This window comes from Oryzomonas japonica, from assembly GCF_008802365.1.
Lineage (GTDB): Bacteria > Desulfobacterota > Desulfuromonadia > Geobacterales > Pseudopelobacteraceae > Oryzomonas > Oryzomonas japonica.
This window is the reverse complement of sequence record NZ_VZQZ01000004.1, coordinates 269,429-295,776: the sequence shown is the minus strand read 5'-3', so window position 1 is coordinate 295,776 and position 26,348 is coordinate 269,429. Positions and strand designations below refer to the sequence as shown.

Sequence of the window (26,348 nt, the reverse complement as noted above, 5' to 3'; positions counted from 1 at the left end):
ATCGCACAGGATATAAGGATTATGGCCGAGACGATCAAGCTGAAGATATCGCCGCCCGTGGCGGCCTGCCTCCGTCCGGGGCAGAGCGCCGGGGAACGGCTCCAGGGCATTGGGAATGCCCCTGCACTGGAGCCGTTCGACCGGTTCATGCTGATCTTCTGCCTGATGAAGGATGGCGATGCGGCGGTCAAGGCTGCGGCGCAGGCGGCATTTTCCTCGCTGCCCGGGGAGACCCTGCTCGTCGTGGCCGGTTCGTCCGAGGCCCATCCGGCGCTCCTCGACGCCATCGCCAAGGTCCACCATCAACGGGAGGGCATTGCGGAAGCGCTCCTGGGAAACGAACAGCTTTCCGCACCGGCCCGCTCCTTCCTGGAGAGGATCATCCTGCAGCGCGCCGGCGCTGCGCCGCCTGCCGACAGCCCCCCCCATGAGTCCAAACCCGGGGAAGCGGCCGAGACCGCCCCGCAAGAGCCCGATGTCCCGGTGGATGAGACCGCCGAGGAATTTCAGAGCAAGTATCAAATGGCCCAGGTGCTGGGCATTGCCGAGAAGATCAAGATGGCCCTGACCGGCGACAAGGAATGGCGCTCGATCCTGGTCAAGGATGCAAACAAGCTCGTTTCGGGGAGCGTCGTCAAAAACCCGCGCATGACCGAGGGCGAGGTCGTAACCCTGTTGAAATCCGGCATCCAGAACGACGAGATCATGCGCCTGATCTGTGCCAACAAGGATTGGGTCAAGGTCTACAATATCCGCAAGGCGCTGGTGGACAATCACCGCACGCCGATCCAGAATGCGCTGCGCTACCTTTCCACCCTGAGCGACAAGGATATCGCCGGCTACGCCAAGAGCAAGAATGTTTCATCGGTCATTTCCACCCAGGCGAAACGGTTGCTGCTCAACAAAAAACGTTAGGTGGCCGCTGAAAACGGATAAAAATAGAAACACCTGCACATGCAATGAGGATATTCAATCGACAAACCGGGAGCTGGAATGGCCATTATCAACAACGCCAAACGCGAGATCAACGCCAAGATTGTCTACTACGGGCATGAGGGGGCCGGCAAAGGCACCTCGTTGCGCTACCTGTACGAAAGGATCAAGCCGTCGCTGCGCGGCGAACTGAAAACACTGCCGGCCAGCGGCGGCTCGCTGCTCTTCTTCGATTTCTGCCCGTTCGAGCAACCGGTGTTCGGCGGTTACCGCATCCGTTTCCACATCTATACCCTGCCGGGCCGGGTCGCCAATCCCGCAGCCTGGAAGATGACCCTCAAGGGGGCGGACGGGGTGGTGCTGGTGGTCGATGCCGCAGACGCCACGGCGACGGGAAAGCAGAGTATCGAGCGTTTGCGCGATTACCTGGCCTCATACGGCATGAGCCTGAACGACATGCCGGCGGTCCTGCAGGTGAACAAGGTGGACCGGGCCGGGGCGACGAATGCGACGACAACCGCGGCCCAACTGGAGGTGGAGCACCTCACGGCCTGCCTCTCCACGGCCCTGAACGGCGAGGGGGTGCTGGAAACATTCTCGGTCCTCTCCCGCCAGATCATGGAACGGGTCGGCGCGGAACACACCCTGCAAGCCGAACCGGCCCCCCTCCCCCCCTCCTCCGTGGCCGCTCCCCAGGCCGCGGCCCCGCCCGCGCAGCCCGACAGCCTCCTCGGCGAAGCCTCTGCCCCGAGCCCGCCTCCCCCCACGGACGGTGAAGAGGCGGCCGATGCCCCCCTGCCGTCGGAACCGGAGTCCCCGGGCGATCTCCGGGTGACGCAGGCGGCTGAGGCGGTGCCCCAGGCCGACGGCAGCGTGCGGATTCCCCTCGCCATCTCCCTCCACGGGCAGACGCGGCGGCTCGTGCTGACGGTCGCCGTCGGGCCGGATACCGACGCGCCATGACGCCCGTCGATTTCGACTACCAGATGATGGGGCGCCTCCTGCTGGCGGCGCTGTTCGGCGCGCTGATCGGCCTGGAACGGGAGATTCACGGCCGGCCGGCCGGTTTCAGGACCCACCTGTTGGTATCCCTCGGCTCAGCCCTGTTCGTGGCCGTTTCCATCAGCTTTTATCGCATGTTCGGCAACTTCGGCGGCGTGCTGCCGGTGGGGATTGATGCCGGCCGGGTGGCGGCCCAAGTGGTGACGGGGATCGGTTTTTTAGGGGCCGGCGCTATCATCAGGGAGCGGACATCGGTGCGGGGCTTGACCACCGCGGCCTGCCTCTGGGTCGCCGCGGCCGTGGGGGTCGCCTGCGGCGTCGGCCTGTTCGCGCTCTCGGCCCTGGTGACCGCCATTGCGCTCGTGAGCCTCATTGCGCTGAAAAAGATCGAGGGGATGCTCTCCCGGGACACCTACGCCATCCTCACGGTCCACAGCGACGACTGCGACGGGCAACTCGAACGGATCACCCTGGCGGTCCAGGCATGCGGCTACAAGATGACGCTGCTCGGCATGGAGCGACGCCCGATTGCGGGACTCCTGGTCTACGAATTCCAGCTCAAGCTGCACGGACAGAAACTGGCTGTCGACGCCCTGGAGAGCGTTTCGGCCATAAGCGGCATCAGGGATGTGGCCGTCAAGGTGAATGCGGTCGCCTGACCCTGGCCGCGGGGATGATGAAGGGGGTCTGCTGGCGATACCGGCGGTATTCGTCGCCGAACTCCGCCAGGAGGCGGCGTTCCTCGATCAGGCCGCCGATGACGAAATAGGCGGCCGAAAGGATCGTCAACAGGAGCCACTGGGCGGTCATGACCGGGTTGAGGAGGAGGAAGGCGGTGGAGAAGAGGTACAGGGGGTGGCGCACCATGGCGTAGTAGCCGTCGGTAACCAGGCGGGGGCCTTCGGCCCGGCCAGAACCGAGCTGGCTGATGCCGAGGAAGTCGCCCGCCCCGGTCCGGCGCAGGCAATCCACCAGGATCACCCCGCAGACGAGTTGGCCCAGGTACATGACCAGACTCCAGACGCCGGGGGCGAAGTAGAGCACCGGTGATGAGCGGAAGGCGGCCATCACCCAGCCGAACAGCGCCAGGGAGAACAGGTTGTAGGCCAGGCGGTAGCCCCGTGGTTCGCCATGGCACAGCCGGGCGATGATTTCCTTGATCCCGGTTGCGGCAAACAGGGAATGCGCGGCGGCAAAGATCAGGAAACGGAGTATGAAGACGCAGTAGTCCGGCAGCGGAGCCTCCCCGATGAATCATTTCAGGGCACCAGATTATCACTGTCCTCTTGTATACACAACCCCAACGTGTTATATAGCGCTGGCAACGCTCATCCTGCAGGGAGGTTATTGATGGCAGTCATCACATTTTCACGGGAAATGGGTACCGGGGCGTATCACATTGCGGAAGAGGTTGCCAAGCGACTCAAGTACACCTTTGTGGACGGCGCCCGGATCGGCGCCATCGCCTCCAAATACGGCCTTACGACCGACATGCTCCAGATGGTTGACGAAAAGCCACCCTCCTACATCACGGCCGAAGACCGCAAACGGGCCGCGGCTCTCAACTCGGTGGAACTCATCCTGCTGGATTTCGCCCGCAAGGGGAACGTAATCCTGTACGGCCGCGGCGGCCAGGACCTGCTCAAGGAGTGCCGCAACGTTCTCAGGCTCCGTTTTATCGCCGATTTCGAAGAGCGGGCCGAACGCTTCGCCGAGCGCGAATGGATCGACCCCGACCTGGCCAAGTCCATGATCCGCCGCAGCGACCACCAACGGGGCGGCTTCATCCATTTCTATTTCGACCGGGACTGGCACGACCCGCTGGGATACGATCTGGTGTTCAACACGTCGCGCATGTCGGAAGAGGCCATTGTGGAGTGCATCGTGGCTGCGGCCAAGGATCACCACCTCAAGGAAGCGGATAAGGGCGCAACGGAGTTGATCGACAACACCATCCTGATGAAGAAGATCGAGACCGCCCTGCTGAATTCGGCCGACCTGGACTACCGCCCCTTCACCATCGAGGTTGCCAAGGGAAAGGTGAATCTCAGCGGCTACCTGGCCTCGGAACAGGAAAAACGGGAAGCCATCAGAATCGCCGGGTCGGTCAAGGGGGTCAAGTCGGTGCAGGAAGACATCCAGGTGGTCAATTACAAGGCCTACAAGGATCGAAGCTGATCAGGACCTCTCAACCTTCCGCTGTTCAAGACGAGCCTTCAGGGGGGTGAGCAGGGTATCCTCGAAACGGATGCCGCCTCGCCCCCTTCCCAGTTCCTGCCCCTCTTCGATGCCGTGAAAATCCGAGCCGCCGGTCATCAGCAGCCCCCGGTCCCCGGCAATCCGTTGCAGCACCGACATCTCCTCCGGCAGTGCCATGTTGTTGAATACCTCGATACCGTCCAGCCCCAGCTCCGCCAATTCCGTGATGATGCTGCGCAACTCGGGCCGCAGGGTGCTGACACTGGTCGGGTGGGCGAGGACCGCTACCCCACCCAGCCGCCTGATGGTGGCGATGGCGTCGTCCATGGGCCAGTAGCGCTTGGGAACGTTGCAGGGGACCAGATAACGGCGGAAAGCCTCCTCGACCGAATCCACATAGCCCCGCCCGATCATGGCCCGGGCGATGTGGGGCCGGCCGATGGCGCCTCGGGCATGTATCGCCACCTCTTCAAACCCGATGACCGCCCGCCCCTCCCCCGCCAGGCGTTCGTTCACCGCGGCCAGGATGTCGTGGCTCCGCAACTCCCGCCGTTCGCGCAGAAGGCCCAAGTGCTCCAGAAACCCGCGGTCGCCCCAATCCATGCCGTATCCCAGCAGGTGTACGTCCTTGTAGGTCTTGAACTGCACCGAAAGCTCGATGGCCGGGATCACCTCCAGGCCCCGTTCCGCCCCGGCGGCGATCCCCTCCGGCACGCCGGCCACCGAGTCGTGGTCCGCAATGGCGATGGCGCGCAATCCCTCCCTTGCCGCCCGCTCCACCACCTGGGAGGGGGTAAAGGCGCCGTCGGAAAAACTGGAGTGGACGTGCAGGTCTATGTAGGCAGATGGTTCCGTTGTCATACCGGTATAGTAGCCCGGTGCCGCAGAAAAGTAAAAGCGCTATTGCATGGCCGGCCGCCTTCGGGTACTATTTTGCCATGAAACCGGACGATATACACCGCGCCATGGCCATCCTGCGCGAAGAGGCCCGGGCGTGGCGCACCCCCTCGGTCACCGTGGTTGCCGAAGCCAGCCGCAGCCCTTTCAAGGTGCTCATTTCCTGCATCATCTCCCTGCGCACCAAGGACGAGGTGACGACCCAGGCCTCCGCCCGGCTCTTCGACCGCGCCCCTACCCCCGAGGCGATGGAAGGGCTTCCGGCAGAGGAGATCGCCCGCCTGATCTACCCGGCCGGGTTCTACCGTACCAAGGCCGAGCAGATTCTGGAGATCTCCCGCCGCCTGGTGGCGGAGTACGGCGGCAGGGTGCCGGACAGCCTGGACGCACTGCTCGCCTTTCGGGGCGTGGGGCGCAAGACCGCCAATCTGGTGCTCACCCTGGGGTTCGGCAAGCCGGGTATCTGCGTCGATACCCACGTCCATCGCATCTGCAACCGCTGGGGATACGTGGCGACCAAGAACCCCGACGCCACCGAAATGGCGCTGCGCGCCCTGCTCCCGCCGGAATACTGGATCGAAATCAACGACTTGCTGGTGGCCTTCGGCCAGAACCTCTGCCACCCCGTATCGCCCCGCTGCTCCGTCTGCCGCCTGAGCGATCTCTGCTCGCGCGTCGGCGTTGCCCAATCCCGCTGACGCCGATTACGCCGTTTGTGTGTCACATTGTTTTAAAATACCGTTTGAATAACGATTTGTTGGTTGCCAGCGCTATGATTATTAGGTAAAATCCCCCATCATCTATATAATAACGCTATCTCAGGAGGCGCAAAAATGTTGAGAAAAATCGGATTCATCGGGCTTGGTACCGTTGGCCGGCACATGGCCGCCAACCTGTCCAAGGGAAGTTATGAGCTGACGGTTTTCGATACGGACCCCTCCGCCGTGAGCAGGCTGGTGGAGTTGGGCGCCGAAGCCGCAACGTCGGCCGCCGAAGCCGCACGGGACCGCGACCTGGTTATCGCCATCGTCCCGGAAGGTGAGGAATTGGGGCGTCTCTTCTTCGGCGAGGACGGTATCCTTGCCGGCATCGGCGGGGGGACGATCCTGGCTGACATGGGTTCCCACTCCCTGGATACCACCATGAAGATGGCCGACGAGTGCGCCAAGAAACGGGTTCTGTATCTGGACGCCCCGGTCTGGGGGAGCAAGGAGCATGCGGCCAACGGGCTTCTGACCATCGTTACCGGCGGCGATCCGTCCCTGGTGGGGAGATGCCGCGAGCCCTTTTCCTGCTTCGGGCTCAACATCATCCATGTGGGCGAGGTGGGCGACGCCACCAAGATGAAGTTCATCGTCAACATGGTGCAGGCCGAACTGGTGCAGGTCCTGGCGGAAGGCTTGGTGCTGGGCGACAAGATGGGCTTCACCGCCGACAAGATCCTCGAAGTGCTCGATACCCGGGGTGTCGCCTCCCCCCTGTTCCACCTCAAGGGTCGGGCCATGGCCCGGGGCGATTTTACGCGCAGCCTGGCGCTCAAATACGTCCACGAGCAGCTCCACATGGTCCTGAATGCGGCACGCCTCATGGGCCTGAACCTGCCCACGGCGGAAGCGGCCAGCAAGGTCTACGAAAAAGCGGTGGACGCCGGCTGGGGCGAGGAAGATTTCTCGGCGGTCATCAAGGCGTTGCGCTAGGAGGTTGTTGAAAAACAGCCATCAGGCCTTCGTCCTCAAAAGCCCTTTCGTGCGGCGTAGCGCTGCTACGCCTCCTCAGGGCTTGTCTAGCGTGTGCGACGATCTGACTATTTTTGAACAACCTGAGTTTTCAATAGTCTGCTAGGGCGGTGATACCGGTTCAATGCCAAAGCCCCTTGCAAAAACGGCTTGATAGCGATTGATCTGGAATACGCACGAGGCGTCCGGCTGGCCGGGCGCCTCTTTTCTTTTAGTGCACAAGGAGAGAAACCATGAGCACCCAATTCCGTCCCCGGCAGGTCTATGTGGCCGCCTCCTGGATGGCCCCGGTGGGGCGTTACAACGGCAAGGACAAGGAGAACCTCTCCTTTTTGGAGATGGCCGAACGCTGCGAAGCCGTGTTCGGCGGCAGTCCGGTGCGGCGGCGCGACATCGAGGCGGTGGTGGTGGGGAGCCAGAACCCTTCCGCCTTTTCCGGGGTGGACAACACCGCGGCGAAGATCGCCGGGATACTCGGCATCTCCGGGGCCCGCTCCGTGCTGGTGGACACCGCCTCGTCCTCCGGCGCCTCGGCCTTCGAGAGCGCCTATCTGGAGGTGGCGTCGGGGCGCTTCGACCATGTGTTGGCCATCGGCATCCAGAAGATGAGCGACGCCTCCACCACCGAATCCACCCGGATCATCGCCGGGGTGATCGACCGCGAGGAATCGGAATTCGGCCTCACCATGCCGGCCTGCGGCGCCCTGGTGGCCCGGGCCCTCAAGGAACGGCTGGAGCTTTCCGACGAGGAGTGGACCGCCTACGCGGCCCTCTTGACCCAGCGGAGCCAGCGCTTTGCCGCCCAGAACCCGGACGCACATTTGAGGAACACCATCGAGGTGGAGGAGTACTACCGCCAGATCGCCAGCGGCAAGAACTACCTTTATTGGTATCCCCTGCGTTACCACGACTACTGCCCCATGTCCGACGGTATGGCGGCGGTCATCCTCACCGCCAAGCCCCAGGACGTGCTGGTCAGCGGCGTGGGGAGCGCCACCGACATCCCCACCATCGCCGACCGCAACTACTTCCACTCCTTCCCCGCCACGGTCATAGCCGCCGGATACGCCTACGGCATGGCCGGCCTCAAGGACATACGCACCCTGGAGGGGCGGCTGCACGTGAACATGCATGACCCCTTCAACGGCTTCGGCCCCATCAACCTGGTGGACCTGGGGATCGTCAGCCGCAACCGCCTCATGGACGCCCTGCTGGACGACTCCCTCACCGGCCCCACCGGGGCCTTCCCCACCAACCTGACCGGCGGCCTGAAGGGGCGCGGCCACCCCCTGGGGGCCACCGGCATGATCCAGATCGTGGAGAACCACCGCCTGATCCAAGAGCAGGGGTTCAGCGCCGGCCTGTCCCACTCCATCGGCGGCCCGATCAACAACAACGTGGTGACCCTGCTGGAGCGGAGCGACCAGTACCAGCGCCGTCGCCACGAGGCGTACAAGCCGTGGGGGCTCCCCTCGTTGGGCAAGATCAAGCCCAAGAACGCGACCCTGGACACGCTGCTGGCGGCAACACCGCTGGTGGAAGGCTCCTTCGTCACCTCCACCGCCCGTTTCGACTACAAGACCGGCCGGCCCGAGGTGGTCATCCTGATCGTCGCCTGCAAGCTGGAGGGGGTCAAGTACCGTTTCCTCTTCGGCATCGACGGGGAGCATTACGACCAAGTGGCGAGCATAGAACACGGCGCCCCGATCTCCGTGGAGCGGCAGGACGATAGGGTCCTGGTCAACCGCATGCCGGTGCGCAAGTTTTACACCCGCACCATCAACGGGTTGGTGGAGTTGGCCGGGAGCGGGTGGAAGAGGTTGATTGGGAAGGGGTAGTAGGTTTATAGCAACGATACAGAGGTTTGGAAATTACCGGAACGAAATCAAATGAGAAACCTAGTCCAGTCTTTTATATTCATGTCGTTGTATACTTCTCTCATTGGCTGTGCCCACACCCCAGGTGATGCAGCTTTGCGAACGGGACACCCTGAAAATGCGGCCATGCTGTATAAAGCAGGGGCAGAGCAAGGTGATGCTTCTGCTGCATTGAAACTTGGGCGTTTACTGGAAGAAGGGCGAGTGCAGGTAAATATTTTCGGGAGTCCAGCTTCATGGTATGAACGGGCTTGCAAACTCGGTAGTCAACCTGCTTGCCATAATGTCGGCGTTTCATACGAGTATGGTAAAAATGGCTTAAACAGGAATCTTACGAAAGCCTACGATTTTTATATGATGGCAGCAGAAAGAGGATATATGCAGTCACAGTATAACTTGGCGAGCCTGTATTCAAATCAATATGTCCAGCCTCAAAATGATGTCGAAGGGCTAAAGTGGATGCTATTGGCCCAAGATGCGGCAAAGAGGTGCCAGAATGTTTCGCTCTGCCAATGGGTACTAAGTGATCCGCCAGGGCACAAATCGAAACTCAAAGCCAGACTGTCAGCAGACCAAGTCAAACAGTCGGAATCTCTAGCAATTTCATGGGAGCCCCAAAAGACAAGCGAACCAGCGCCTTACGTTCATTAGATATTTATATCAAAGATCGCGAATTTGGCACAGATAGCTGAAAAACACCGCTCCCATAAACCAAGCGCCCACCTTGAATCTCCTTTTTGTATGCAGCCAGAATAAGCTTCGCAGCCCCACCGCAGAGGCCGTCTTCTCAGCCTACCCAGGCGTCGAGGCGCTTTCGGCAGGCACGAACAATGACGCCGTAACCCCAATATCCGCTGATGTGATCGAATGGGCCGATGTGGTTTTCTGCATGGAAAGAATCCACCGGGACAAGTTGGCGCGCAGGTTCAAAGCCGCGTTCAAGACGACGAGGCTGGTTGTCCTGGATATCCCGGATAACTACGCGTACATGGACCCGGAACTTATCAGGATACTGGAGGCCAAAGTGCCTCGGTATGTCAGGATTTGAGGGGGAGACCAGCTCCAATGATCCATCCGCCCCTCACCTCTTCCTGCCCACATACACAGCGATAGGCACGGTATAGACAACACTGCCGTCCACCCTCCGGGCATTGATGCCGAGAGCGTCAACGCCCACGTCGTCTGTGACCATGTTCCGCAGCACCTCCTCGTCGCCCGGTTTGGGAAACGACGCTTTCAACTGGGTCTCCAGCTCTATATCGACGCCATAGGCGCTCTGGCGACAATCCGCCAAGCCGGAATTCCGGAACAGCGCGGCAAACGCTTCCTGGGTTAAAGCGTGGGTATGGGAAGGGTCTCTCAGCATTTCCAGGCGGTCATACGCTGCTGCTTTCGCGGATTCAACCGCAACATCCGCAACCATGACCCGCCCCCCCGGCGCGCACACCCTCATCATTTCCGCCAACGCCTCTTCCGGCGCCAACAAATGGTGGAAACTGTATCGGGTGATCACCAATGAAAACGAGTTGTCGGCATAGGGCAGCGGTATGGCATTACCCCTGTCCCATGCCAGGTTATCCAGCTTCTGTTCCTGTTGGCGTTGTGCCGCCTGCTCGATCATAGCCGGCGTGATATCGATGCCGGTCACATGCCGAGCGTGCCGGGCAAACTCACATGCAACCATGCCCGGCCCGCATGCCACATCCAATACCGTATCGTCACGGTGCACCCCGGACAACTCGATCAGGATTTGCATCGCATCATAGTGACCGGGGACCCGGGTAAATGGAATGGCTTGGCGGGAGAACTGCTCGATGATGTTCGATTCGTGAGCCTGTTTAATTCCATAATTCATGCTGAAGCCTCCCCGAGGATTGTATTGGCGGATTATAGCTTGTGGAGACAATGGCTGTCTTGCTATATTATGACAATGGATGTCTCAAAACTGACAAAATTATCCCCTATCGAAATCGGCTACATCGTCAATCCCGCTTTGCCGGTCATTCCATTTGCCATGGAGGTTCATCGGGCCGGCTGCGCGGCACCCCATGCCCATCCGCGCGGGCAACTGATATTTGCCAGCAGGGGGGTGATGCGGGTTATTTGCAGTCGTGATATTTGGGTGGTGCCCCCTTCGCAAGCGGTATGGGTTCCGCCCGAGGTGGAACATGAGGTATATTTTCCCGGTGACGCCTCACTGCGTAATCTCTTCATCGACCAATCCGTCTCCCGAGTCCTACCCAATGAATGCAAAGTCTTAAAGGTTTCCCCGCTGTTGCGCGAATTGATTCTGGAATCTGTGAAGGTTGGGGATACCTATGAGTCAGACAGTGCCGGGTACCGGTTGATGATGGTGATTATCGACGAATTGCGAAGCATGGAACCGACAGACCTCCGTCTGCCCATGGGGCAAGATGAACGGCTTCAGAGGGCCATGGATTTTTTGCTAAGCAACCCAGGCGACAAAAGGGCTATTGACGAACTGGCCATTATTGCGGGTGCAAGCTCACGAACCTTGGCGCGCCTTTTTGTGCGCGAGACCGGGCTGACATTTGGAACGTGGCGGAAAAGGCTCATTCTGCAAGAGGCGGTGAAACGCCTTGGCAAAGGCCATAGCGTGACAAGCGTGGCCTTTGACCTGGGATACGGGAGCCTCAGCGCGTTTATCGACATGTTTCGCCATGCCCTTGGTTCACCACCGGGGCAGTATGTGCAGGCAGCGAGACAAACCCTGTAGTTCCCAAGGGCGGACACATTCAACATCGGTCCTTATTGATCTAACAAACATGACTACAGAAAAGTCCATTTGCTTTGAGTGACAATTGCGGGCATAATTATAGACACAAAGGAGGGCAATCATCATGAAATTTTTAAGCGTGCGCGACCTGCGGGGCAAATCGGCCCAGATATGGAAAGATCTCCCGGAAGAACGGGAAATGATCATTACCAGCAATGGCAGGCCCATAGCTATCCTTGCGGCGATCAGCGAGTCGAACCTCGAAGAATCCCTGTCGGCATTCCGCCAGGCGCGGGCCGTCGAGGCGGTTGCAGCGCTTCAGCGCAGTTCCGTTGACCAGGGAGCGGACCGGATAACCATGGATGAGATCAACGCCGAGATCAAAGCTGTCCGACAAAAGCGCACGTCAGCGCGGTGAACATCGTTCTCGACACCAACGTCCTTGTCGCCGGGCTGTTGTCGCCGTTCGGGCCGTGCGGGGAAATAGTCCGCATGGTTTCTTCGGGTGAACTGACCCTTGCCCTGGATGCCCGCATCCTGACCGAATATCAGGAAGTGCTCGACCGCCCCAAGTTCAAGTTCGACAAAGACAAGGTTGCGGCCCTCCTCGACCAGATCGAATACCGAGGACTCACGGTAGCCTCCTCGCCACTCACCCAATCCCTACCCGACATCGACGACGAACCGTTCCTGGAAGTTGCCATGGCCTCCCAGGCAATATGTATCGTCACCGGGAACCGGATACATTTCCCGCCTGAACTATGCCAGGGGGTAACGGTTCTTTCTCCAAGCGAGTTTCTGGCATTCTACAAAAAACAGCGGAGGAAATAGCTCCTCTCCCCCGCTGGGAGAGGAAACGTCCGTTTGTTGGGGAGGCGCAGGCCTGCCCTCACAAACCTCATCACCGCTAAAAATATGGATGGAGACAACAAAGAGCCGCGAGGTGGCCTGCCCTCGATAATACTGCTTTTCAAGGGCTCCCCCCATATTGTGCCAAGGGGTCCAATAAAAGGTTGGCAAAACAATCCTCTGTCGTGTTAGCATAAAAAAATGAACCGTCACGAATTTTACACTGCGCTGATTATTTCCACCATTTCCAAAATGGTGGGATAGCGCACGTTGTCAGATAATATAAGCAACCCGCCCCCACGGAGGCGGGTTTTTTTATTTCCGCTTCCTGGGTAATTTCAAAAAACACAGGAGTGTATCGATGCAGCCACACGAACTCAATCAGGTCATTGAATCAGCAGACAGCGCCATAAATCGTGAAGATTTTGACGCTCTGATGGACTTTTACGCCGAGGATGCCACCCTTGTCGTGCGTCCAGGCTTGAATGTCACCGGAAAGCAGCAAATCCGCGCTGCATTTGTTGCCATTTCGGAGTATTTCAATCATAGCCTCGTGGTGAAGCAAGGAGATATGTCTGTCATCGAAGGTGGCACTAGTGCCCTCGTTTTAGCACAGACACTTCTCAGCGGAAAGCAGAGCAGCGGTGAAGCCTTTGCCATGGAGAGGCACGCCACATACGTTTTCAAACGGGACACAGAAGGCGTCTGGCGCTGTGTCGTGGATAATTCGTACGGGACGGAACTGATACGACCTGAGTCTGCACCAGTCCTCTATCTGGTGTGTGGGAAAATTGGGGCGGGAAAATCAACCCTTGCGCACCGGTTGGCCGCCAACGCTAAAACCATCCTGGTCAGTGAAGACGATTGGCTCTCACAGATTTATGCCGACGAGATCAATAACCTTTCCGACTACGTACGCTGCACCGGGCGATTTCGCAAGGCGCTTGCCGGCCATATTGCTGCGCTATTACAAGCAGGGCTGTCCGTCGTGCTCGATTTTCCGGCAAACACGCCAACCAGTAGACAATGGGCAAAGGCTCTATTCGAGAAGGCTGATGTCGCCCATGAACTTCACTATCTTGATGCCCCGGATGAAACGTGCAAGGCTCGTTTGCATGAACGCAATGCTGCCAGTTCACATCCATTTATGGTGAGTGACAATGAATTTGATGAAATCACCCACTACTTTGTCCCACCATCACCGGATGAAGGCTTCAACGTTATTCGACATACATAAAAGGAAGAGATCCGTTAGAGGGTAACCCTTGAAAAGGGGAAAATTCCATTTTCAAGGGTTACTCTCCAATACGGCCTCAGTTACGGCAAACCAAACGAGCCCACCTTGATTGCAGCCAGAATAAACTTCTCAGCCCGACCGTAGAAACCGTATTTTCGGCCCATCCAGACGTCGAGGCGCTCTGCCCTCCCCTCACAAACTCACCACTTTGACATTTCCCAAACTATCCTACCATTGAAGGCAAATGGTGAACGCATCTTACGCGAGGCCCGGTATTCTGTTAGTTTTCCGTTGATTTGTTTTTGAGAATGCCGTAGAAGAGAGCGTATCGGCTGTCGAGCAGACCGGGCGTGCCGGTAATGGCCCCTGCAGGTGCATTCCCCGCATCAACGGACAGATAAAGGAGAGCACCTTGAAAGAGACCGATCACAAGGCTGTGGTAGTGTCGGATGAGAGGTGGAGGCACTTTGTGCTGGCCCCCCTGGTCGGCGTCTATCTCTTTTCCATGCTCTTGACTCTTTCCCACCTCGGTGAACCGTTCCCCTTTATGGGGAAACTATACTCGGGGGATGCCAGCGAATCCTTAACCTTTGCCGACAGTATCATCTCTTTATACCTCATTGCCGGAATCCTGAAGCGGCAGCGGCTCACCCTCTGGCTGCTCATCGCCTACAATTTTATCAACAGCTTTAATGGGATCGCCAACCTCTTTCTCCTTCCCGTCCAGCAGATCGTCACAACTTCGGGGGCCATCGTCCCCGACCACCACTACCGCCTCAATGCTTTCAGTGTGTTCGTTCTGTTCCTGATGCTGAACGTGTTCCTGTATCTCAACCGGCGCTACTTCGACAACAAATCCATTTACCTGTGGTAGCCGACCGGCCCTGGCCGGTTCGTTCCAGCCTGCCATCACCTCCAGACAGATCGAGAACCCGCCCGTTCAATACCTCCAAGTAGTGGACAGCAATTACTCTGCCCTTCAATGATCGCAAGCCTCGGCAGTATTCGCTCGCTCCTGATGTGCACAAAGAAGATGGGCCATGGTGGTTGCCATGGCCCATCAAACTATTCACAATATGGATGGTTCTACGACGGCCGCTTCGAGGATGCAGCCGGAAGGAGATGCTTATGCGGTAACCTTACTGGCAGCGAGGCTTTCCTCAGCTTGCGCCTTTTCCTTGATCCAGGCCTCGCCGACAGGGAGCTTAATGCCGGATTCGCCATACACGGCAACCGCCATCAGGTACAGCGCGGAAAAGGCGCAGATAAGCAGGTCGTAAGCGGCGAAGGTCCCGGCAAGGGCGCTGCCGGCAAGTTCTTTCAGGTCAAGACCGATAAAGCCAAGGAGCAGGGTGAGGAAGATGAAGGCCAGCGTCGCGTTGTGCTTCATTGAGGCGATGAAGAGGATGAAGGTGAAGATGGTCCAGGCTACCAGGAAGAAGCCGAGATCGTTTGCGGAGAAGGCGAGGGTCGGATAGGCTTTGACCAGGTCCGGGTTCTTTCCGAATATCAGCATCAGACACAGGGAGATCCAGAAAGCGCCATACCCGGTAAAGGCGCAAAAACCGAAGTTGTTGCCGGTTTTAAATTCCATCAGGCCGGCGATGAGCTGAGCGGAGCCGCCGAAGCAGAGTCCGAGCCAGAGGACAGGGGCAATACCGCACCATCCCAGGTTATGGCATTGCAGCACCATTGTTGTCATTCCAAAGCCAGCGAGGCCAACAACCGCAGGATTTCCCAGTTTTACGTCGCTCATTTCTTCCTCCTCATTTCTTTATTATATTTATTTTGCTCTTGGCTACCTACCAGCAACAAACATACCAACGTTATATAATACCGTAATCACAAAAATAATGCGTGTTTTCGAAGTGTTACTCCTTGTTATGCCAACACCCCCTCTCCTGTCTGTTTTGCAGTATTGCAAAATAACTTTCCCGTTTTACTCAATGGGACGATACAAACGACCATAATCCTGCAAGTTCGGGCTGCATGTGTCGCTATGGCGGACGTTTCGCAAAAATGCAAATTGGGTTTTGCAAATATGACAATAATGCCTGCTCAAGGGTTGCGGGCTTCAGCTCGGCCAGGAGCCTTGGCGCCTACGCTTTTTGGGCAACGGCCTTCTTGACCGGGCCGTTCCTGCGGATGGCGGCGGCAAACTCCATCCAGAATACCAGATAGATGGAGATCATCAGCGACAGCCCCACATTCTGGTTCTCGGCACCAAGGGCCTTAGCCAGGATCGGCGAGGCAAAACCGGCTCCCAGGGTCCCGGTCGCCCGCTCCAGCAGGTAAAAGACCGGCAGGGTCAGCAGGGTGCCCACCGCCATGATGGCGATGCCGGTGGGGCGCTTGACCCAGTATTTGGGAGAGAAGCCGTACATGCGCATGAAGATCACGACCCAGATGATCCAGACCGAGTAATCCACCGCCGCATCGGGCAGGGCCAGCTTGTTCTTCACCAAGGCGACCTCCAGGACCGTCACGATCCCCAGCATGGTGAACATCCAGTTGAACTTCTCGTTGGCCTGGGTCTGCCAGTTGCGGCTGTCCGGGGCCTGCACCTCGTTGGAGGAGTGACCGTGGGTGCCCAGGGCCGAGAAGAGGATGGCGAACCAGATACCGGCGTTATGGAACAGGAGCGAGGCATGGTTGCCGGCCACGTTGGCGATGCGGGACATGGGGTCGCGGGCGAAGTCGGCGGCGATGCGCATCAGGAACAGGTTGGCGATCACCGAGCAGCCGATGATCACCGCTATGGTGAAGATCCTGCGTGGCAGGAGGTAGGGGTCGATCCGGTCCGGGAAGCCGATGATAAAGGCGAACCAGATCAGGTACATGATGAGCGGGATGCCGAAGCAGATGCCGTAGACCGACGTGCCGGCAAAGTCGCCGCTCTGGGCGTAGATGATGTACTTGTCCTTGGTGTTGGGGTCGGTGTTGACCGCCTTGACCACATCCTTGGGCACCTTCTTGACGTGGGGCAACAGTCCCATGGCGTACCAGCCGTGGTCGCCCTGGGTGGAATCGATGACCCAATACTGGTCCCCCATCATTTCGTCCAAACCGGAAAAGAGCTGCATATTGAAGGCGGCGCAGACAACGCAGACCACCAGCAGCAGGATTGCGTGAGAGATTTTCATCGGCATGGCGGCATTCCTCCGGAGTTATTCTTTGTGGGTTGTCCAGAACATCGACACCGCATTGGCCGCAAACAGGCCGTAGAGCCACATGGTGTTCCAGGCCGGACCGGACCAGTGGCTGCCGTGCCCGCCGCCCACGACCCCGGAGGCGATCACGAAACCGATCATCGTGGTAAAGGACACCATGGCGACCGCCCGCAGGATGGCGCTGTTACGCCAGGTGTGGCGCTCCAGCTCTTCGATCCGCGACAACAGTTCAAGCTCTCTTTCGCTCATCTCTCTTCTCCTTTGCAAGGATAATGACTATGAACAGCATGGCGACCGTCAGGGACAGTGCAAGATGAAATCCGTTCAGATGAAGCGTCAGGTGGTACAACATGGCAGCTCTCCTTTTTATCGAATGAATCTATCCTGAATCCGTAACGCCTGAACGGCGGCATGGTAAGCGAACAGAGCCGTGAAGCCGTCACGGTTTCGGGGTAGATCAATGGTGGCTCAGCACTTGATCAGGTGAACCAGTTCGTGCGGAAATCTGTCGGCCAGTTCCAGGTACTTGGTGCAGTCGGTGTGGCGGCCGCTGCAGTAACGGATGATCATGTTCACGTCGTGGGGGGAGATATAGCCGCATCCCACATCGCAGTAATCATCGTTTTTCCCGTAAAAGGGACAGATGTTCGTTTTTCCCATTGGCGCCCTCATGTACCGTGTTCAACAGTGTATACGCACAGGATGTGCCAATATCGCGCGTACAGACATTATCAAGCAATTACGGATAGTTGAAAACACATGGCACGTTACCGGGCTGCGGACGCCGGCTACGCTTTGCAGCAATGCAAAAAGCGGAGGTCGGCATCGAGGGCTCCCGGCCCCAGGGCGGCGCCAATGGCGACGTAGATGGTCCTTTTTGATCTACCGTTGTTTCAATAGGTTAGTTGTGGTATGCATGGCCACGGAGGTGTTTGCAAAACTGCAAAACAGCGTGTGACGTTCTTTTGCAGAAATGCAAATATTCGGAGGTGGTATGGAAACGGACAGAATCAAGTGGAACCAGCGCTTCGGAGTGGCCGATGCGTATCAGGGCGGGCACCCCTCCCCCTTCCTGGAGCGGGAGATAGAGCGCATCCTCCGCCTGGCCCCCGGCAGGCGGGCCCTGGACCTGGCCTGCGGCGAGGGGCGCAACAGCATCTTTCTGGCCCGGCACGGCTTCCGGGTGACCGGACTGGACATCTCGGATGTGGGCATCGCCAGGGGCGAGCGCCAGGCCCGGGCAGAGGGGCTGGAGATCGACTTCCGCCGGCAGGACCTGGAGGGGTGGCACATCGGGGAAGAGTACGACCTGATCGTCAACGTCAACTTCCTGCTGCGCCCCCTGATCCCCGAGGAGGTCGGCGCCCTGGCGCCGGGGGGGCTCCTGCTGTTCGACACCATCCTGGAATCGCCCCAGCTCCTGGCAACCCACAACCCGGACTTTTTCCTGCGTCATGGCGAGCTTGAGAGGATATTTGGGGCCTTCGAGGGTGAGGTGCTGTTCAGCGAGGAGATCAGGGAGGGGGATATGCCCACGGCCCGGGTATTGTTCAGGAAGGCGGGCTGAGTTCCCGAGGCGAGACGGCATAAAAAAGGCGAAGCCCCTGATGCGGACTTCGCCTTTTGTTTGTCGTTCAAACTACCGGACAGTCGGGATTATTCGCCCGACGGCTCCTCCGTCGACGGGGCCGAACCATTCGGCGTACCGTCGGGGTTGAGGCCGAGCGCTTCCTTGCGGGAGAGCTTGATTTTGCCGTTCTTGTCGATGCCGATGCATTTGACCAGGACCTTGTCGCCCTCGTTCAGCACTTCGGTAACCGTCTTGACCCGCTTGGTATCCAGTTCGGAGATATGTACCAGGCCGTCGGTGCCCGGCATGATCTCCACAAAGGCGCCGAAGTCCATGACCTTCCTGACGGTGCCCATGTAGAGCTTGCCTTCTTCGGCCTCGTCGGTCAGGCCACGGATCATCTGGATGGCCAGGTCGCAGGCTTCCTTGTTGGTGCTGGCGATGTTGATGCGGCCGGTATCCTCGATATCCACGGTGACGCCGGTGGTCTCGGTGATGTTGCGGATATTCTTGCCGCCGGTACCGATGACGTCGCGGATACGGTCGGTCTTGATCCAGATGGTGGTGATGCGCGGGGCAAAGGGAGACATCTCGCCGCGTGCGGCCGACAGGGTCTCGGCCATCTTGCCCAGGATGTGCAACCGGCCTTCACGGGCCTGTTTCAGCGCCTGCTGCATGATTTCCTTGGTGACGCCGCCGATCTTGATGTCCATCTGCAGGGCGGTAACCCCTTCGGTCGTGCCGGCCACCTTGAAGTCCATGTCGCCCAGGTGGTCTTCGTCGCCCAGGATGTCGGACAGGATGGCGACCTTGTCGCCCTCTTTGATCAGGCCCATGGCGATGCCCGCAACCGGAGCCGTGATAGGTACGCCGGCGTCCATCAGCGACATGCTGCCGCCGCAGACCGAGGCCATGGAGGAGGAGCCGTTGCTCTCCAGGATCTCGGAGACGATGCGGATGGTGTAGGGGAAGTCTTCGTGCTTCGGAATGACGGCCGACAGTGCGCGCTCGGCCAGCATGCCGTGGCCGATTTCGCGACGGCCCGGAGCCAGGCGGAAGCTGGTTTCACCCACGGAGAACGGCGGGAAGTTGTAATGGAGCAGGAAGCGCTTGCGGGACTCGCCGTACAGGGAGTCGATGCGCTGTTCGTCGATGGAGGTGCCCAGGGTGGTGGAAACCAGGGCCTGGGTTTCGCCGCGGGTGAACAGGGCGGAACCGTGGGTACGGGGCAAAAGGCCTGCTTCGCTGGTAATGGGGCGGATGGTGGCCGTGTCGCGGCCGTCGATGCGGATGCCGGTATTCAGGATATCGTCACGGACGCGCTCGTACTCGAAATCGCCCAGGAATGCCTTGATCTGCTTGGTCTTGCCTTCGAACTCTTCCTTGAGGGCCTCGACGGTCTCGGCGGTGATCAGGTCGATCTGATTGTGGCGCTCCTGCTTGGTCTTGATCTTGACCGCCTCGCCCATACGATCATAGGCCAGTTCGCGCACCCTGGCCAGCAGCGCTTCGTCCACGACGGGGGGGGCGATCACGCGTTTGGCGACGCCGGCCTTCTTCTGTAATTCGTCCTGAGCCTCGATCAACGGCAACATCGCCTCTTTGGCAAAGAAGATGGCCTCCAGCATGTCGGCCTCGGAGACGAATTTGGCTTCGCCCTCCACCATGATAACCGCGTCGCGGCTGGCGGCGACCACGATCTCCAGGTCGCTCTGCTCAAGCTCTTCGGCGGTGGGGTTGCAGATCAGCTTGCCGTTTACCCGGCCGACCTTGGCGCCGGCGATGGGGCCCTGGAACGGAACGTCGGACACCATCAGGGCAGCCGAGGCGCCCAGCATGGACAGGATGGCGGGATCGTTGTCCTTGTCGGCCGATACCACGGTGGCCATGATCTGGGTGTCGTTCAGGAAATTCTCGGGAAAGAGCGGGCGGATCGGACGGTCGATCAACCGGCAGGTGAGGGTTTCAGGGTCAGACGGACGTGCTTCGCGCTTGAAAAAACCGCCCGGGATCTTGCCGCCGGCGTAGGCTTTTTCGATATAGTTGACGGTAAGGGGGAAAAAATCCTGCCCTTCCTTGGCCTCTTTTGTCGCCACGGCGGTCACCAGCACCACGGTGTCGCCACAACTTACCACCACGGCGCCGCTGGCCTGTTTGGCCATCTTGCCGGTGGCAATGGTAATGGTCCTGCCGCCGAACTCAACCTGTACTTTTTGTTCCATATCTTCATTCTCCTGTTTGGTTGTGTTGGGGCCGTCGCTACAGCATCCCTGAACGACAATCAATAATCTGCTGAAAAAGCCACGGGAACAGGGCTGGATTGGCTCAAGGCCGTTCTCCGCGTCCCATCGGCAGATGTTCTTTGATCTTCAGGGCAACTCTACCCACGTCCCCAACAAAAAATAAAAGGGCTGTGAAGCCCTCTTGCGAAACGAGCATACCAAAAAATGGAGCAGGCAATATACCCGCAAAAGAGCGGGCATACTGCCTTCCATTACCTGCGTATGCCGAGTCGTTCGATAACCTTCTTGTACCTGTCCAGCTCTTTGCCTTTGAGGTAGTCCAGAAGGCGCCTCCTCTGGCCGACGAGCTTCAGAAGCCCGCGACGGCTGTGGTGGTCCTTTTTGTGGATCTTGAAATGCTCGGTCAGATAGGTGATCCGCTCGGTGAGAATAGCGATCTGCACCTCCGGAGAACCTGTGTCGCTTTCATGGGTTTTGAACGAGTTGATGATTTCCTGTTTTTTTTCGGATGCCAACACTGTCAACACCTCCCTTCATTGCGGTTTGTTATTTGTATGCAGCAGCATAGCAACTTTATCATGGATTTTTTTAAATAGCACATGCGTGCAAATTTGTAAAGCGGTAACTCAGCAGAAGACCCGCTTCAGCGCAATACGAACCCCCTCTCCATCCAGAGAGGAGAGCTCCGCGACCGCAACAAGTTCCTGCCCCTGGGAGAGGCGCACCGTCAGGGGCGCGGCACATGCCGGCCAGGCGGCAATACCGGTTTCGTCCAGTTCGGGCGCCCTGCCGTGCCTGACCTTGACCACACCGGCATCGGTCAGGGGGATATCCATCAGGTGGCCGAGGACGGCATAGGGGGTTCGGCATACCGCTTCGGTCCTGCCCTCCTGCGCCGCCTCCTGCAATTCGTCCAGGGTCATGCTGGCTGCGATGGTGAACGGCCCGCTGGCCGTCCTGCGCAATTCCTGGAGCGCGGCGCCGCAGCCGAGGGCCGCCCCCATGTCGTCCGCCAGGGAACGCACGTAGGTGCCGCGGGAGCAGACCACCCGCAGGGCCACCAGCGGCAGATCCACGGAGACGATCTCCAGGGAATAGATCTGCACTTGGCGCGCCTGGCGCTCCACTTCCTGCCCCTTGCGCGCCAGCTTGTACAGCGGTTGCCCGTCCTGTTTGATGGCCGAGAACATGGGAGGCATCTGGCTGATCTCGCCGGTAAAGTCCGCCACCACGGCTTCCAGACGGTCGCGGCTCACCTGCGTCCCGTCGGCCTCGTGCAGCACCCGGCCGGTCATGTCCAGGGTATCGGTCTTTACTCCGAGACGCAGGAGCGCCTCATAGACCTTCTGCCCTTCGTCCAAAAACGGTATGGCCTTGGTCCCCTCGTTGACCGCTACCGGCAGGACGCCGGTGGCAAAGGGGTCCAGGGTACCGGTATGTCCTACCCTCCTGGTGCCGAGAATCCTGCGCACGCGGTTGACCACATCATGGGAGGTGAGGCCGACCGGTTTATCGATAACCACGAAACCATTCATAGGGGGCTGGGGGCACCGGTGCTCGACCACGAAAACGGAAGGGGGGCCGGAACGCGCAAGGCGCCGTACCGGGCTGCGGCCGAACGTGCAGGATGTTCCCCGTGGTGCGGACGGTTTTGGGGGGAGCGGGGACGATCTAGCAAAGGGCGGATTCCACGATGGCGTAGACCTTGGCCTTTACCTCGTCCAAGGTGCCGTCCACGGTGCAGCCGGCGGCGTTGTGGTGCCCGCCTCCGCCCATGCTGGCGGCAAACCCGGCCACGTTGACCTTGCCCTTGGAGCGGAAACCGACCTTGTAGCGCTGCTCGGACAGCTGGCGGAAGAAGATCGCCACTTCCACACCGCGTATGGAACGGGGATAATTGATGAACCCGTCCGTCAGCTCGGCGTCGGTAGCGGTTACGGCATACATGTCCAGGGTCACGGCTACCGAAGCTGCCCGGCCGTTGCTGATCACCTCAAGGGTGGGCAGGCACTTGGACAACAGTTCCAAACGCTTGCGGGGCTGATTCTCATAGAGTTGTTCCGCCACATCCCAGGCGTTGATACCGTAGCCGATCATCTCGCCGGCAATGGCAAAGGCCTCGGTGTTGGCGTTGGAATAACGGAAGGAGCCGGTATCGGTGATGATGGAGACGTACAGGCAGAGTGCCGTATCCCGGTCCATGGGGCCGCCCAAGGCGCTGATGACCCGATGAACCAGCACACCGGTCGCCGCGGCCTGGGGATCGATCAGGTTGTGGTGGCCGAAGTTATCGCACCCCAGATGATGGTCCAGATTGACCAGCGTGCCGATGCGTTTGAAGGAGCAGAACTCTTCACCCGCCCTGCTAAACTCGCCTATATCCTGCACAAAGGCCACATCGAAATCCCGGTCGGGTATGTGGTGAGCAACCGTATCGGCACCCGGCAGGAAGGCATACAGATCAGGCACCTGGTCACGCAGATGGACGCAGACCTCTTTGCCGCTCTTCCGCAGGAACGAGGCCAGGGCCAGGGTAGAGCCGACCGCATCGCCGTCCGGGCTTTCGTGGCTGGTGATCAGAAACGAGGTATTGGCGCGGATGACCGATGCGATATCCTGAATGGTTTCATTCATGCGGGGTATCAATCTCCTTGAGGAGAGAGTCTATCCGGGAGCCGTACTCCCCGGAATGATCGTACTTGAAGATGATTTCCGGTGTGTAGCGCATGGTCAGGCTCTTGCCCAATTCGCGACGCAGGAACCCCTTGGCGCTGTTCAGGCCGGCCTCGCTGTCCTTCTTGGCCTGGTCGTCGCCGATGACCGTGAAGAAAACCCGCGCCAGCCGCAGGTCCTCGGTGACCTCCACGGCAATGATGGTGACAAATCCGATACGCGGGTCGTTGAGCCCCCGGGAGAGGATCGAAGAAATCAGCTCATGGATGGTCTCGGCGACCTTATCGGAACGTTTGTGTGCCATAAAAATGCAACCTTTTTCTTTAGGGCGCGAGGGGCCGGCCACAAGGGCAGCCCCCGCAACCCCATGCCTCTGGGGCGGAGTCTATGCCAACGTGCACTCATGACGGCACTCATATCAACCACCTCTCACCCTTCCTTATCAAGGAGGGGTGAGAGGTGGTCAGTGGTTAGGCACCATCAGTTTGAATGCTCTTTGGAACTACAGTTTCGCGGCGATCTTCTCCATCTCGAACGCTTCGATGAGGTCGCCGACCTTGATGTCGTGGTAATTCTCCAGGCCGATACCGCATTCGTAGCCGCTGGCCACTTCCTTGACATCGTCCTTGAAACGGCGCAGGGACGACATCTTGCCCTCGTAGATCACCACGTTGTCGCGCAGCAGGCGGACCTGGGCGTTGCGCAGCATCTTGCCGTCCTGAACGTGACAACCGGTGACGATACCGATCTTGGGTACCGAGAACAGTTCGCGCACCTCGGCGCGCCCAAGGTATTTTTCCTTGAAGGTCGGTTCCAGGAGGCCTTCCATGGCCTTTTTCACATCCTCAACCGCATCGTAGATGATGTTGTAGAGGCGGATATCGACCCCTTCCTTCTCGGCCAGGCCCTGGGCCTTGACCTCGGGGCGGACGTTGAAGCCGATGATGATGGCGTTGGATGCCGCAGCCAGGTTGACGTCCGTCTCGGTGATGGCGCCGACCGCGGAGTGGAGGACGTTGAGCCGCACCGCATCGGTGGACAGCTTGCGCAACGATTCGCCCACCGCTTCCACCGACCCCTGCACATCGCCCTTGACGATGACGTTAAGGTCCTTGACCTCGCCGCTCTGAATCTTGCGGTACAGGTCTTCCAGCGTCAACTTGGTGTGCTTGGCCAGTTCCACCTCGCGCAGCTTGATCTGGCGCAGGGTGGCGATCTCCTTGGCCTGTTTTTCATCCTGCATGGCCACAAAGACGTCACCGGCATCGGGCACGCCGGAGAGGCCAACCACTTCCACCGGCTTGGAGGGACCGGCCACCAGGACCTTCTCTCCGCGGTCGTTCTGCATGGCACGCACACGGCCGGAATGGATGCCGACGACGCAGTAGTCGCCCGCCTTGAGGGTACCTTCCTGCACCAGTACTGTGGCAACCGGACCGCGTCCCTTGTCCAGCTTGGCTTCCACGATGGTCCCCTTGGCCAGCTTGTCGGGGTTGGCCTTGAGCTCCATCACATCGGCCTGCAACAGGATCATTTCCAACAGTTCTTCCAGGTTGAGGCGTTTTTTGGCCGACACCTCCACCATGGTGGCGTCGCCGCCCCACTCGGACGCGACCAGGCCGAACTCCATCAGTTCCTGCTTGACCCGCTCCGGCTTGGCGTCCGGCTTGTCGATCTTGTTGATCGCCACGATGATCGGAACCCCGGCGGCCTTGGAGTGGTTGATGGCCTCGCGGGTCTGGGGCATGACCCCGTCGTCGGCAGCAACGACCAGAATGACGATGTCGGTCACCTTGGCGCCGCGGGCACGCATGGCGGTAAACGCTTCATGGCCCGGGGTATCGAGGAAGGTGATCTTGCGCCCCTTCAGCTCCACGTCGTAGGCGCCGATATGCTGGGTGATGCCTCCCGCCTCGCCGGCAATGACATTGGCCTTGCGAATAGCGTCCAGAAGGGAGGTTTTACCGTGATCGACGTGGCCCATGATGGTCACGACCGGCGGCCGTTTTACAAGGGTTTCGGGCGCATCGGGGGTCGATTCCAGAATCTCGTCCAGGTCAATCGCCACGTTTTCGACTTCATAGCCGTACTCGGAGGCCAGAATGACCGCGGTGTCGTAATCCAAGGGATGGTTGATGGTGACCATCATCCCCATCTTCATCAGGGATTTGATCAGGTCATTGGCCTTGATACCCATACGCTTGGCCAATTCGCCGACGCTGATGCTCTCGGAGATGCGGATGATTCGCTTGATGGCCTTGGGAACGGTAATCTCGGTCTTGCGGGTTTCGACCGACCGCTCCCTGCCGCCTTTCTTCTTGCCGCCCCGATAAACCGGATCAAAGGTGCGTTCACGTTTTTCCAGGATCTCATGTTTTTTCGGCTGTTCCTTCTTGCCCTTGCCGGCAGCAGCGCCGCCCTTCTTGCCCTTGCCGGCATCGGCGCCGCCGTGGCCCGGGCCGTCCTTTTTCCCGCCGGGACGGCGACTGTCGCCGGCCGAGGGGGCTGCCGGCGCAAGCTGCACCTGCTTCATGCGGGAACGGTCCTGTTCGCCTGCGGGAGCGGCGCTCCGGGGTGCCGCCGCGTCATGCCGAGGCGGTGCGTTGCGCGGCGTGGGGGGCGCATCCTTTGTCACCACGCGGGTCGGACGACTGGTAACGCCCGGAATCTCCATCCGGCCCAGGATGCGGGCTTGATTGGGGCCGGCTCTCAGCACTTCGGGCTGCGCCTTGGGTTTCTCGGGGACAACCGGTTCCACAACGGCGGTCGGTGCCGGTGCCGGGGCCGCTGTCGGCGGCACCTCACGAGGAACAACAGCCTCAGGCTCGGCGGGCTTGACCACCGGGGCCTTGGCTGCCGGGGCCGGTTCGGCCTTTTTCTCCGGTTCCACAACCGCGGCGGCCGCAGGAGCAGGAGCAACGACAGTGGCCGCAACTACGGGCGCTGCAGGGGCTGCGGCAACCGGAGCCGGCGCTTCCTCTTCGGCCGGAGCCGCCGGAACAGCTTTGGCGCGGCGCCTGATGATGTTGGTCGTGACCCGCACCTCTTCGGTGCTGGCACTGCTTTCCTTGGGCTGAGGCGTCAGCAACTTCTTGACGGCATCCTCTTCGACCAGGGAGGCCGCCGACTTGGCCTCAACCCCGATCTCTTTGAGCCTGGCAAGGGTCTCACGGGCATCAACACCCAATTTTTCTGCCAGATTGCTCACGCGTATCTTGCTCATAC

The 26,348-nt window shown here is 59.5% G+C and carries 28 protein-coding genes; 15 read left to right on the top strand and 13 right to left on the bottom strand.

The window, feature by feature from the left end; translation table 11 throughout:
* Positions 1–21 precede the first annotated feature (21 nt).
* The 3 genes from F6V25_RS08935 (at position 22) to F6V25_RS08925 (ending at position 2,594) form a co-directional block, all read left to right on the top strand.
* Positions 22–915, top strand: a complete 894-nt coding sequence (locus F6V25_RS08935) for a hypothetical protein (protein ID WP_151128252.1) — start codon at positions 22–24, stop codon at positions 913–915.
* A 78-nt stretch (positions 916–993) separates the two neighbouring features.
* Positions 994–1,896 carry a GTP-binding protein gene (locus tag F6V25_RS08930; RefSeq protein WP_151128251.1) on the top strand — a complete coding sequence of 301 codons (903 nt, stop codon included), beginning with the start codon at positions 994–996 and terminating at the stop codon, positions 1,894–1,896.
* Positions 1,893–2,594: an MgtC/SapB family protein gene (locus F6V25_RS08925; protein WP_151128250.1), complete on the top strand. Its 702-nt coding sequence runs from the start codon at positions 1,893–1,895 to the stop codon at positions 2,592–2,594. The genes F6V25_RS08930 and F6V25_RS08925 overlap by 4 nt, the downstream gene beginning before the upstream one ends.
* Here the strand turns inward: F6V25_RS08925 and F6V25_RS08920 are convergent.
* Positions 2,572–3,150 carry a methyltransferase family protein gene (locus F6V25_RS08920; protein ID WP_275095493.1) on the bottom strand — a complete coding sequence of 193 codons (579 nt, stop codon included), beginning with the start codon at positions 3,148–3,150 and terminating at the stop codon, positions 2,572–2,574. The genes F6V25_RS08925 and F6V25_RS08920 overlap by 23 nt on opposite strands.
* A gap of 135 nt (positions 3,151–3,285) precedes the next feature.
* Here F6V25_RS08920 and F6V25_RS08915 point away from each other — a divergent pair, with 135 nt between their 5' ends.
* Positions 3,286–4,113, top strand: coding sequence for a cytidylate kinase family protein (locus F6V25_RS08915; RefSeq protein WP_151128248.1), 828 nt, complete (start codon positions 3,286–3,288; stop codon positions 4,111–4,113).
* On the opposite strand, the gene F6V25_RS08910 is transcribed toward F6V25_RS08915, so the two are convergent.
* A complete protein-coding gene (locus tag F6V25_RS08910; protein ID WP_151128247.1) occupies positions 4,114–4,995 on the bottom strand; it encodes a PHP domain-containing protein in 882 nt (293 codons plus the stop codon).
* Between the two features lie 77 nt (positions 4,996–5,072).
* Here F6V25_RS08910 and F6V25_RS08905 point away from each other — a divergent pair, with 77 nt between their 5' ends.
* From F6V25_RS08905 to F6V25_RS08885, 5 genes are all read left to right on the top strand, one after another.
* Entirely contained in the window at positions 5,073–5,729 is a 657-nt protein-coding gene (locus F6V25_RS08905) for an endonuclease III domain-containing protein (protein ID WP_151128246.1), read from the top strand.
* Positions 5,730–5,864: 135 nt separating this feature from the next.
* Positions 5,865–6,728: an NAD(P)-dependent oxidoreductase gene (locus F6V25_RS08900; protein WP_151128245.1), complete on the top strand. Its 864-nt coding sequence runs from the start codon at positions 5,865–5,867 to the stop codon at positions 6,726–6,728.
* 272 nt (positions 6,729–7,000) lie between these two features.
* Entirely contained in the window at positions 7,001–8,605 is a 1,605-nt protein-coding gene (locus F6V25_RS08895; RefSeq protein WP_151128244.1) for a thiolase family protein, read from the top strand.
* A 51-nt stretch (positions 8,606–8,656) separates the two neighbouring features.
* Entirely contained in the window at positions 8,657–9,295 is a 639-nt protein-coding gene (locus tag F6V25_RS08890; protein ID WP_151128243.1) for a tetratricopeptide repeat protein, read from the top strand.
* Between the two features lie 73 nt (positions 9,296–9,368).
* On the top strand, positions 9,369–9,692 hold the full coding sequence (locus tag F6V25_RS08885) for a low molecular weight protein tyrosine phosphatase family protein (RefSeq protein WP_151128242.1): 324 nt from the start codon (positions 9,369–9,371) through the stop codon (positions 9,690–9,692).
* Positions 9,693–9,725: 33 nt separating this feature from the next.
* Here F6V25_RS08885 and F6V25_RS08880 read toward each other — a convergent pair whose 3' ends face one another.
* A complete protein-coding gene (locus F6V25_RS08880; protein WP_151128241.1) occupies positions 9,726–10,499 on the bottom strand; it encodes a class I SAM-dependent methyltransferase in 774 nt (257 codons plus the stop codon).
* A 24-nt stretch (positions 10,500–10,523) separates the two neighbouring features.
* Here F6V25_RS08880 and F6V25_RS08875 point away from each other — a divergent pair, with 24 nt between their 5' ends.
* The 5 genes from F6V25_RS08875 (at position 10,524) to F6V25_RS08855 (ending at position 14,341) form a co-directional block, all read left to right on the top strand.
* Complete coding sequence (locus F6V25_RS08875; protein WP_246167005.1) at positions 10,524–11,381, top strand: AraC family transcriptional regulator; 858 nt, start codon at positions 10,524–10,526, stop codon at positions 11,379–11,381.
* Between the two features lie 124 nt (positions 11,382–11,505).
* Positions 11,506–11,799 carry a type II toxin-antitoxin system Phd/YefM family antitoxin gene (locus tag F6V25_RS08870; protein ID WP_151128240.1) on the top strand — a complete coding sequence of 98 codons (294 nt, stop codon included), beginning with the start codon at positions 11,506–11,508 and terminating at the stop codon, positions 11,797–11,799.
* Entirely contained in the window at positions 11,796–12,212 is a 417-nt protein-coding gene (locus F6V25_RS08865; RefSeq protein ID WP_151128239.1) for a putative toxin-antitoxin system toxin component, PIN family, read from the top strand. The genes F6V25_RS08870 and F6V25_RS08865 overlap by 4 nt, the downstream gene beginning before the upstream one ends.
* A 379-nt stretch (positions 12,213–12,591) precedes the next feature.
* Positions 12,592–13,467, top strand: coding sequence for an AAA family ATPase (locus F6V25_RS17480; protein ID WP_218043538.1), 876 nt, complete (start codon positions 12,592–12,594; stop codon positions 13,465–13,467).
* Positions 13,468–13,879: 412 nt separating this feature from the next.
* On the top strand, positions 13,880–14,341 hold the full coding sequence (locus tag F6V25_RS08855) for a hypothetical protein (RefSeq protein WP_151128238.1): 462 nt from the start codon (positions 13,880–13,882) through the stop codon (positions 14,339–14,341).
* Between the two features lie 252 nt (positions 14,342–14,593).
* Here the strand turns inward: F6V25_RS08855 and F6V25_RS08850 are convergent, their stop codons facing one another.
* The 4 genes from F6V25_RS08850 to F6V25_RS08835 all read right to left on the bottom strand — a co-directional run bounded on the left by F6V25_RS08850 (position 14,594) and on the right by F6V25_RS08835 (position 17,297).
* Positions 14,594–15,223 (bottom strand): acetate uptake transporter, encoded by a 630-nt coding sequence (locus F6V25_RS08850; RefSeq protein ID WP_151128237.1) that lies wholly within the window; start codon positions 15,221–15,223, stop codon positions 14,594–14,596.
* Positions 15,224–15,566: 343 nt separating this feature from the next.
* Positions 15,567–16,616 (bottom strand): hypothetical protein, encoded by a 1,050-nt coding sequence (locus F6V25_RS08845; RefSeq protein ID WP_151128236.1) that lies wholly within the window; start codon positions 16,614–16,616, stop codon positions 15,567–15,569.
* A gap of 18 nt (positions 16,617–16,634) precedes the next feature.
* A complete protein-coding gene (locus F6V25_RS08840; protein ID WP_149209830.1) occupies positions 16,635–16,886 on the bottom strand; it encodes a hypothetical protein in 252 nt (83 codons plus the stop codon).
* Between the two features lie 219 nt (positions 16,887–17,105).
* Positions 17,106–17,297 (bottom strand): hypothetical protein, encoded by a 192-nt coding sequence (locus F6V25_RS08835; RefSeq protein ID WP_149306128.1) that lies wholly within the window; start codon positions 17,295–17,297, stop codon positions 17,106–17,108.
* Between the two features lie 334 nt (positions 17,298–17,631).
* Here F6V25_RS08835 and F6V25_RS08830 point away from each other — a divergent pair, with 334 nt between their 5' ends.
* The gene (locus tag F6V25_RS08830; protein ID WP_151128235.1) at positions 17,632–18,204 is read left to right on the top strand and encodes a class I SAM-dependent methyltransferase; all 573 of its coding nucleotides are present in this window, start codon (positions 17,632–17,634) and stop codon (positions 18,202–18,204) included.
* Between the two features lie 89 nt (positions 18,205–18,293).
* On the opposite strand, the gene pnp is transcribed toward F6V25_RS08830, so the two are convergent.
* The 6 genes from pnp to infB all read right to left on the bottom strand — a co-directional run bounded on the left by pnp (position 18,294) and on the right by infB (position 26,346).
* Complete coding sequence (gene pnp / locus F6V25_RS08825) at positions 18,294–20,429, bottom strand: polyribonucleotide nucleotidyltransferase (protein ID WP_149306130.1); 2,136 nt, start codon at positions 20,427–20,429, stop codon at positions 18,294–18,296.
* Between the two features lie 272 nt (positions 20,430–20,701).
* Positions 20,702–20,968 carry a 30S ribosomal protein S15 gene (rpsO, locus tag F6V25_RS08820; RefSeq protein ID WP_149306131.1) on the bottom strand — a complete coding sequence of 89 codons (267 nt, stop codon included), beginning with the start codon at positions 20,966–20,968 and terminating at the stop codon, positions 20,702–20,704.
* Positions 20,969–21,076: 108 nt separating this feature from the next.
* Entirely contained in the window at positions 21,077–21,985 is a 909-nt protein-coding gene (truB, locus tag F6V25_RS08815) for a tRNA pseudouridine(55) synthase TruB (protein WP_151128234.1), read from the bottom strand.
* Positions 21,986–22,121: 136 nt separating this feature from the next.
* On the bottom strand, positions 22,122–23,084 hold the full coding sequence (locus tag F6V25_RS08810; protein WP_151128233.1) for a DHH family phosphoesterase: 963 nt from the start codon (positions 23,082–23,084) through the stop codon (positions 22,122–22,124).
* Positions 23,077–23,427 carry a ribosome-binding factor A gene (locus F6V25_RS08805; RefSeq protein WP_151128232.1) on the bottom strand — a complete coding sequence of 117 codons (351 nt, stop codon included), beginning with the start codon at positions 23,425–23,427 and terminating at the stop codon, positions 23,077–23,079. Before F6V25_RS08805 ends, F6V25_RS08810 begins: the two co-directional genes overlap by 8 nt.
* A gap of 198 nt (positions 23,428–23,625) precedes the next feature.
* A complete protein-coding gene (gene infB, locus F6V25_RS08800) occupies positions 23,626–26,346 on the bottom strand; it encodes a translation initiation factor IF-2 (protein WP_151128231.1) in 2,721 nt (906 codons plus the stop codon).
* Positions 26,347–26,348: the final 2 nt, after the last annotated feature.

Bases quoted from the DNA above. Each gene is read 5' to 3' on its own strand.
- truB (WP_151128234.1), bottom strand. From the start codon at position 21,985: ATGAATGGTTTCGTGGTTATCGATAAACCGGTCGGCCTCACCTCCCAT.
- F6V25_RS08910 (WP_151128247.1), bottom strand. From the start codon at position 4,995: ATGACAACGGAACCATCTGCCTACATAGACCTGCACGTCCACTCCAGT.
- F6V25_RS08835 (WP_149306128.1), bottom strand. From the start codon at position 17,297: ATGGGAAAAACGAACATCTGTCCCTTTTACGGGAAAAACGATGATTAC.
- F6V25_RS08880 (WP_151128241.1), bottom strand. From the start codon at position 10,499: ATGAATTATGGAATTAAACAGGCTCACGAATCGAACATCATCGAGCAG.
- F6V25_RS08930 (WP_151128251.1), top strand. From the start codon at position 994: ATGGCCATTATCAACAACGCCAAACGCGAGATCAACGCCAAGATTGTC.
- F6V25_RS08850 (WP_151128237.1), bottom strand. From the start codon at position 15,223: ATGAGCGACGTAAAACTGGGAAATCCTGCGGTTGTTGGCCTCGCTGGC.
- infB (WP_151128231.1), bottom strand. From the start codon at position 26,346: ATGAGCAAGATACGCGTGAGCAATCTGGCAGAAAAATTGGGTGTTGAT.
- F6V25_RS08805 (WP_151128232.1), bottom strand. From the start codon at position 23,427: ATGGCACACAAACGTTCCGATAAGGTCGCCGAGACCATCCATGAGCTG.
- F6V25_RS08830 (WP_151128235.1), top strand. From the start codon at position 17,632: ATGGAAACGGACAGAATCAAGTGGAACCAGCGCTTCGGAGTGGCCGAT.
- F6V25_RS08915 (WP_151128248.1), top strand. From the start codon at position 3,286: ATGGCAGTCATCACATTTTCACGGGAAATGGGTACCGGGGCGTATCAC.
- F6V25_RS08935 (WP_151128252.1), top strand. From the start codon at position 22: ATGGCCGAGACGATCAAGCTGAAGATATCGCCGCCCGTGGCGGCCTGC.
- pnp (WP_149306130.1), bottom strand. From the start codon at position 20,429: ATGGAACAAAAAGTACAGGTTGAGTTCGGCGGCAGGACCATTACCATT.
- F6V25_RS08870 (WP_151128240.1), top strand. From the start codon at position 11,506: ATGAAATTTTTAAGCGTGCGCGACCTGCGGGGCAAATCGGCCCAGATA.
- F6V25_RS08810 (WP_151128233.1), bottom strand. From the start codon at position 23,084: ATGAATGAAACCATTCAGGATATCGCATCGGTCATCCGCGCCAATACC.
- F6V25_RS08840 (WP_149209830.1), bottom strand. From the start codon at position 16,886: ATGAGCGAAAGAGAGCTTGAACTGTTGTCGCGGATCGAAGAGCTGGAG.
- F6V25_RS08900 (WP_151128245.1), top strand. From the start codon at position 5,865: ATGTTGAGAAAAATCGGATTCATCGGGCTTGGTACCGTTGGCCGGCAC.
- F6V25_RS08890 (WP_151128243.1), top strand. From the start codon at position 8,657: ATGAGAAACCTAGTCCAGTCTTTTATATTCATGTCGTTGTATACTTCT.
- F6V25_RS08845 (WP_151128236.1), bottom strand. From the start codon at position 16,616: ATGCCGATGAAAATCTCTCACGCAATCCTGCTGCTGGTGGTCTGCGTT.
- F6V25_RS08895 (WP_151128244.1), top strand. From the start codon at position 7,001: ATGAGCACCCAATTCCGTCCCCGGCAGGTCTATGTGGCCGCCTCCTGG.
- F6V25_RS17480 (WP_218043538.1), top strand. From the start codon at position 12,592: ATGCAGCCACACGAACTCAATCAGGTCATTGAATCAGCAGACAGCGCC.
- F6V25_RS08925 (WP_151128250.1), top strand. From the start codon at position 1,893: ATGACGCCCGTCGATTTCGACTACCAGATGATGGGGCGCCTCCTGCTG.
- F6V25_RS08905 (WP_151128246.1), top strand. From the start codon at position 5,073: ATGAAACCGGACGATATACACCGCGCCATGGCCATCCTGCGCGAAGAG.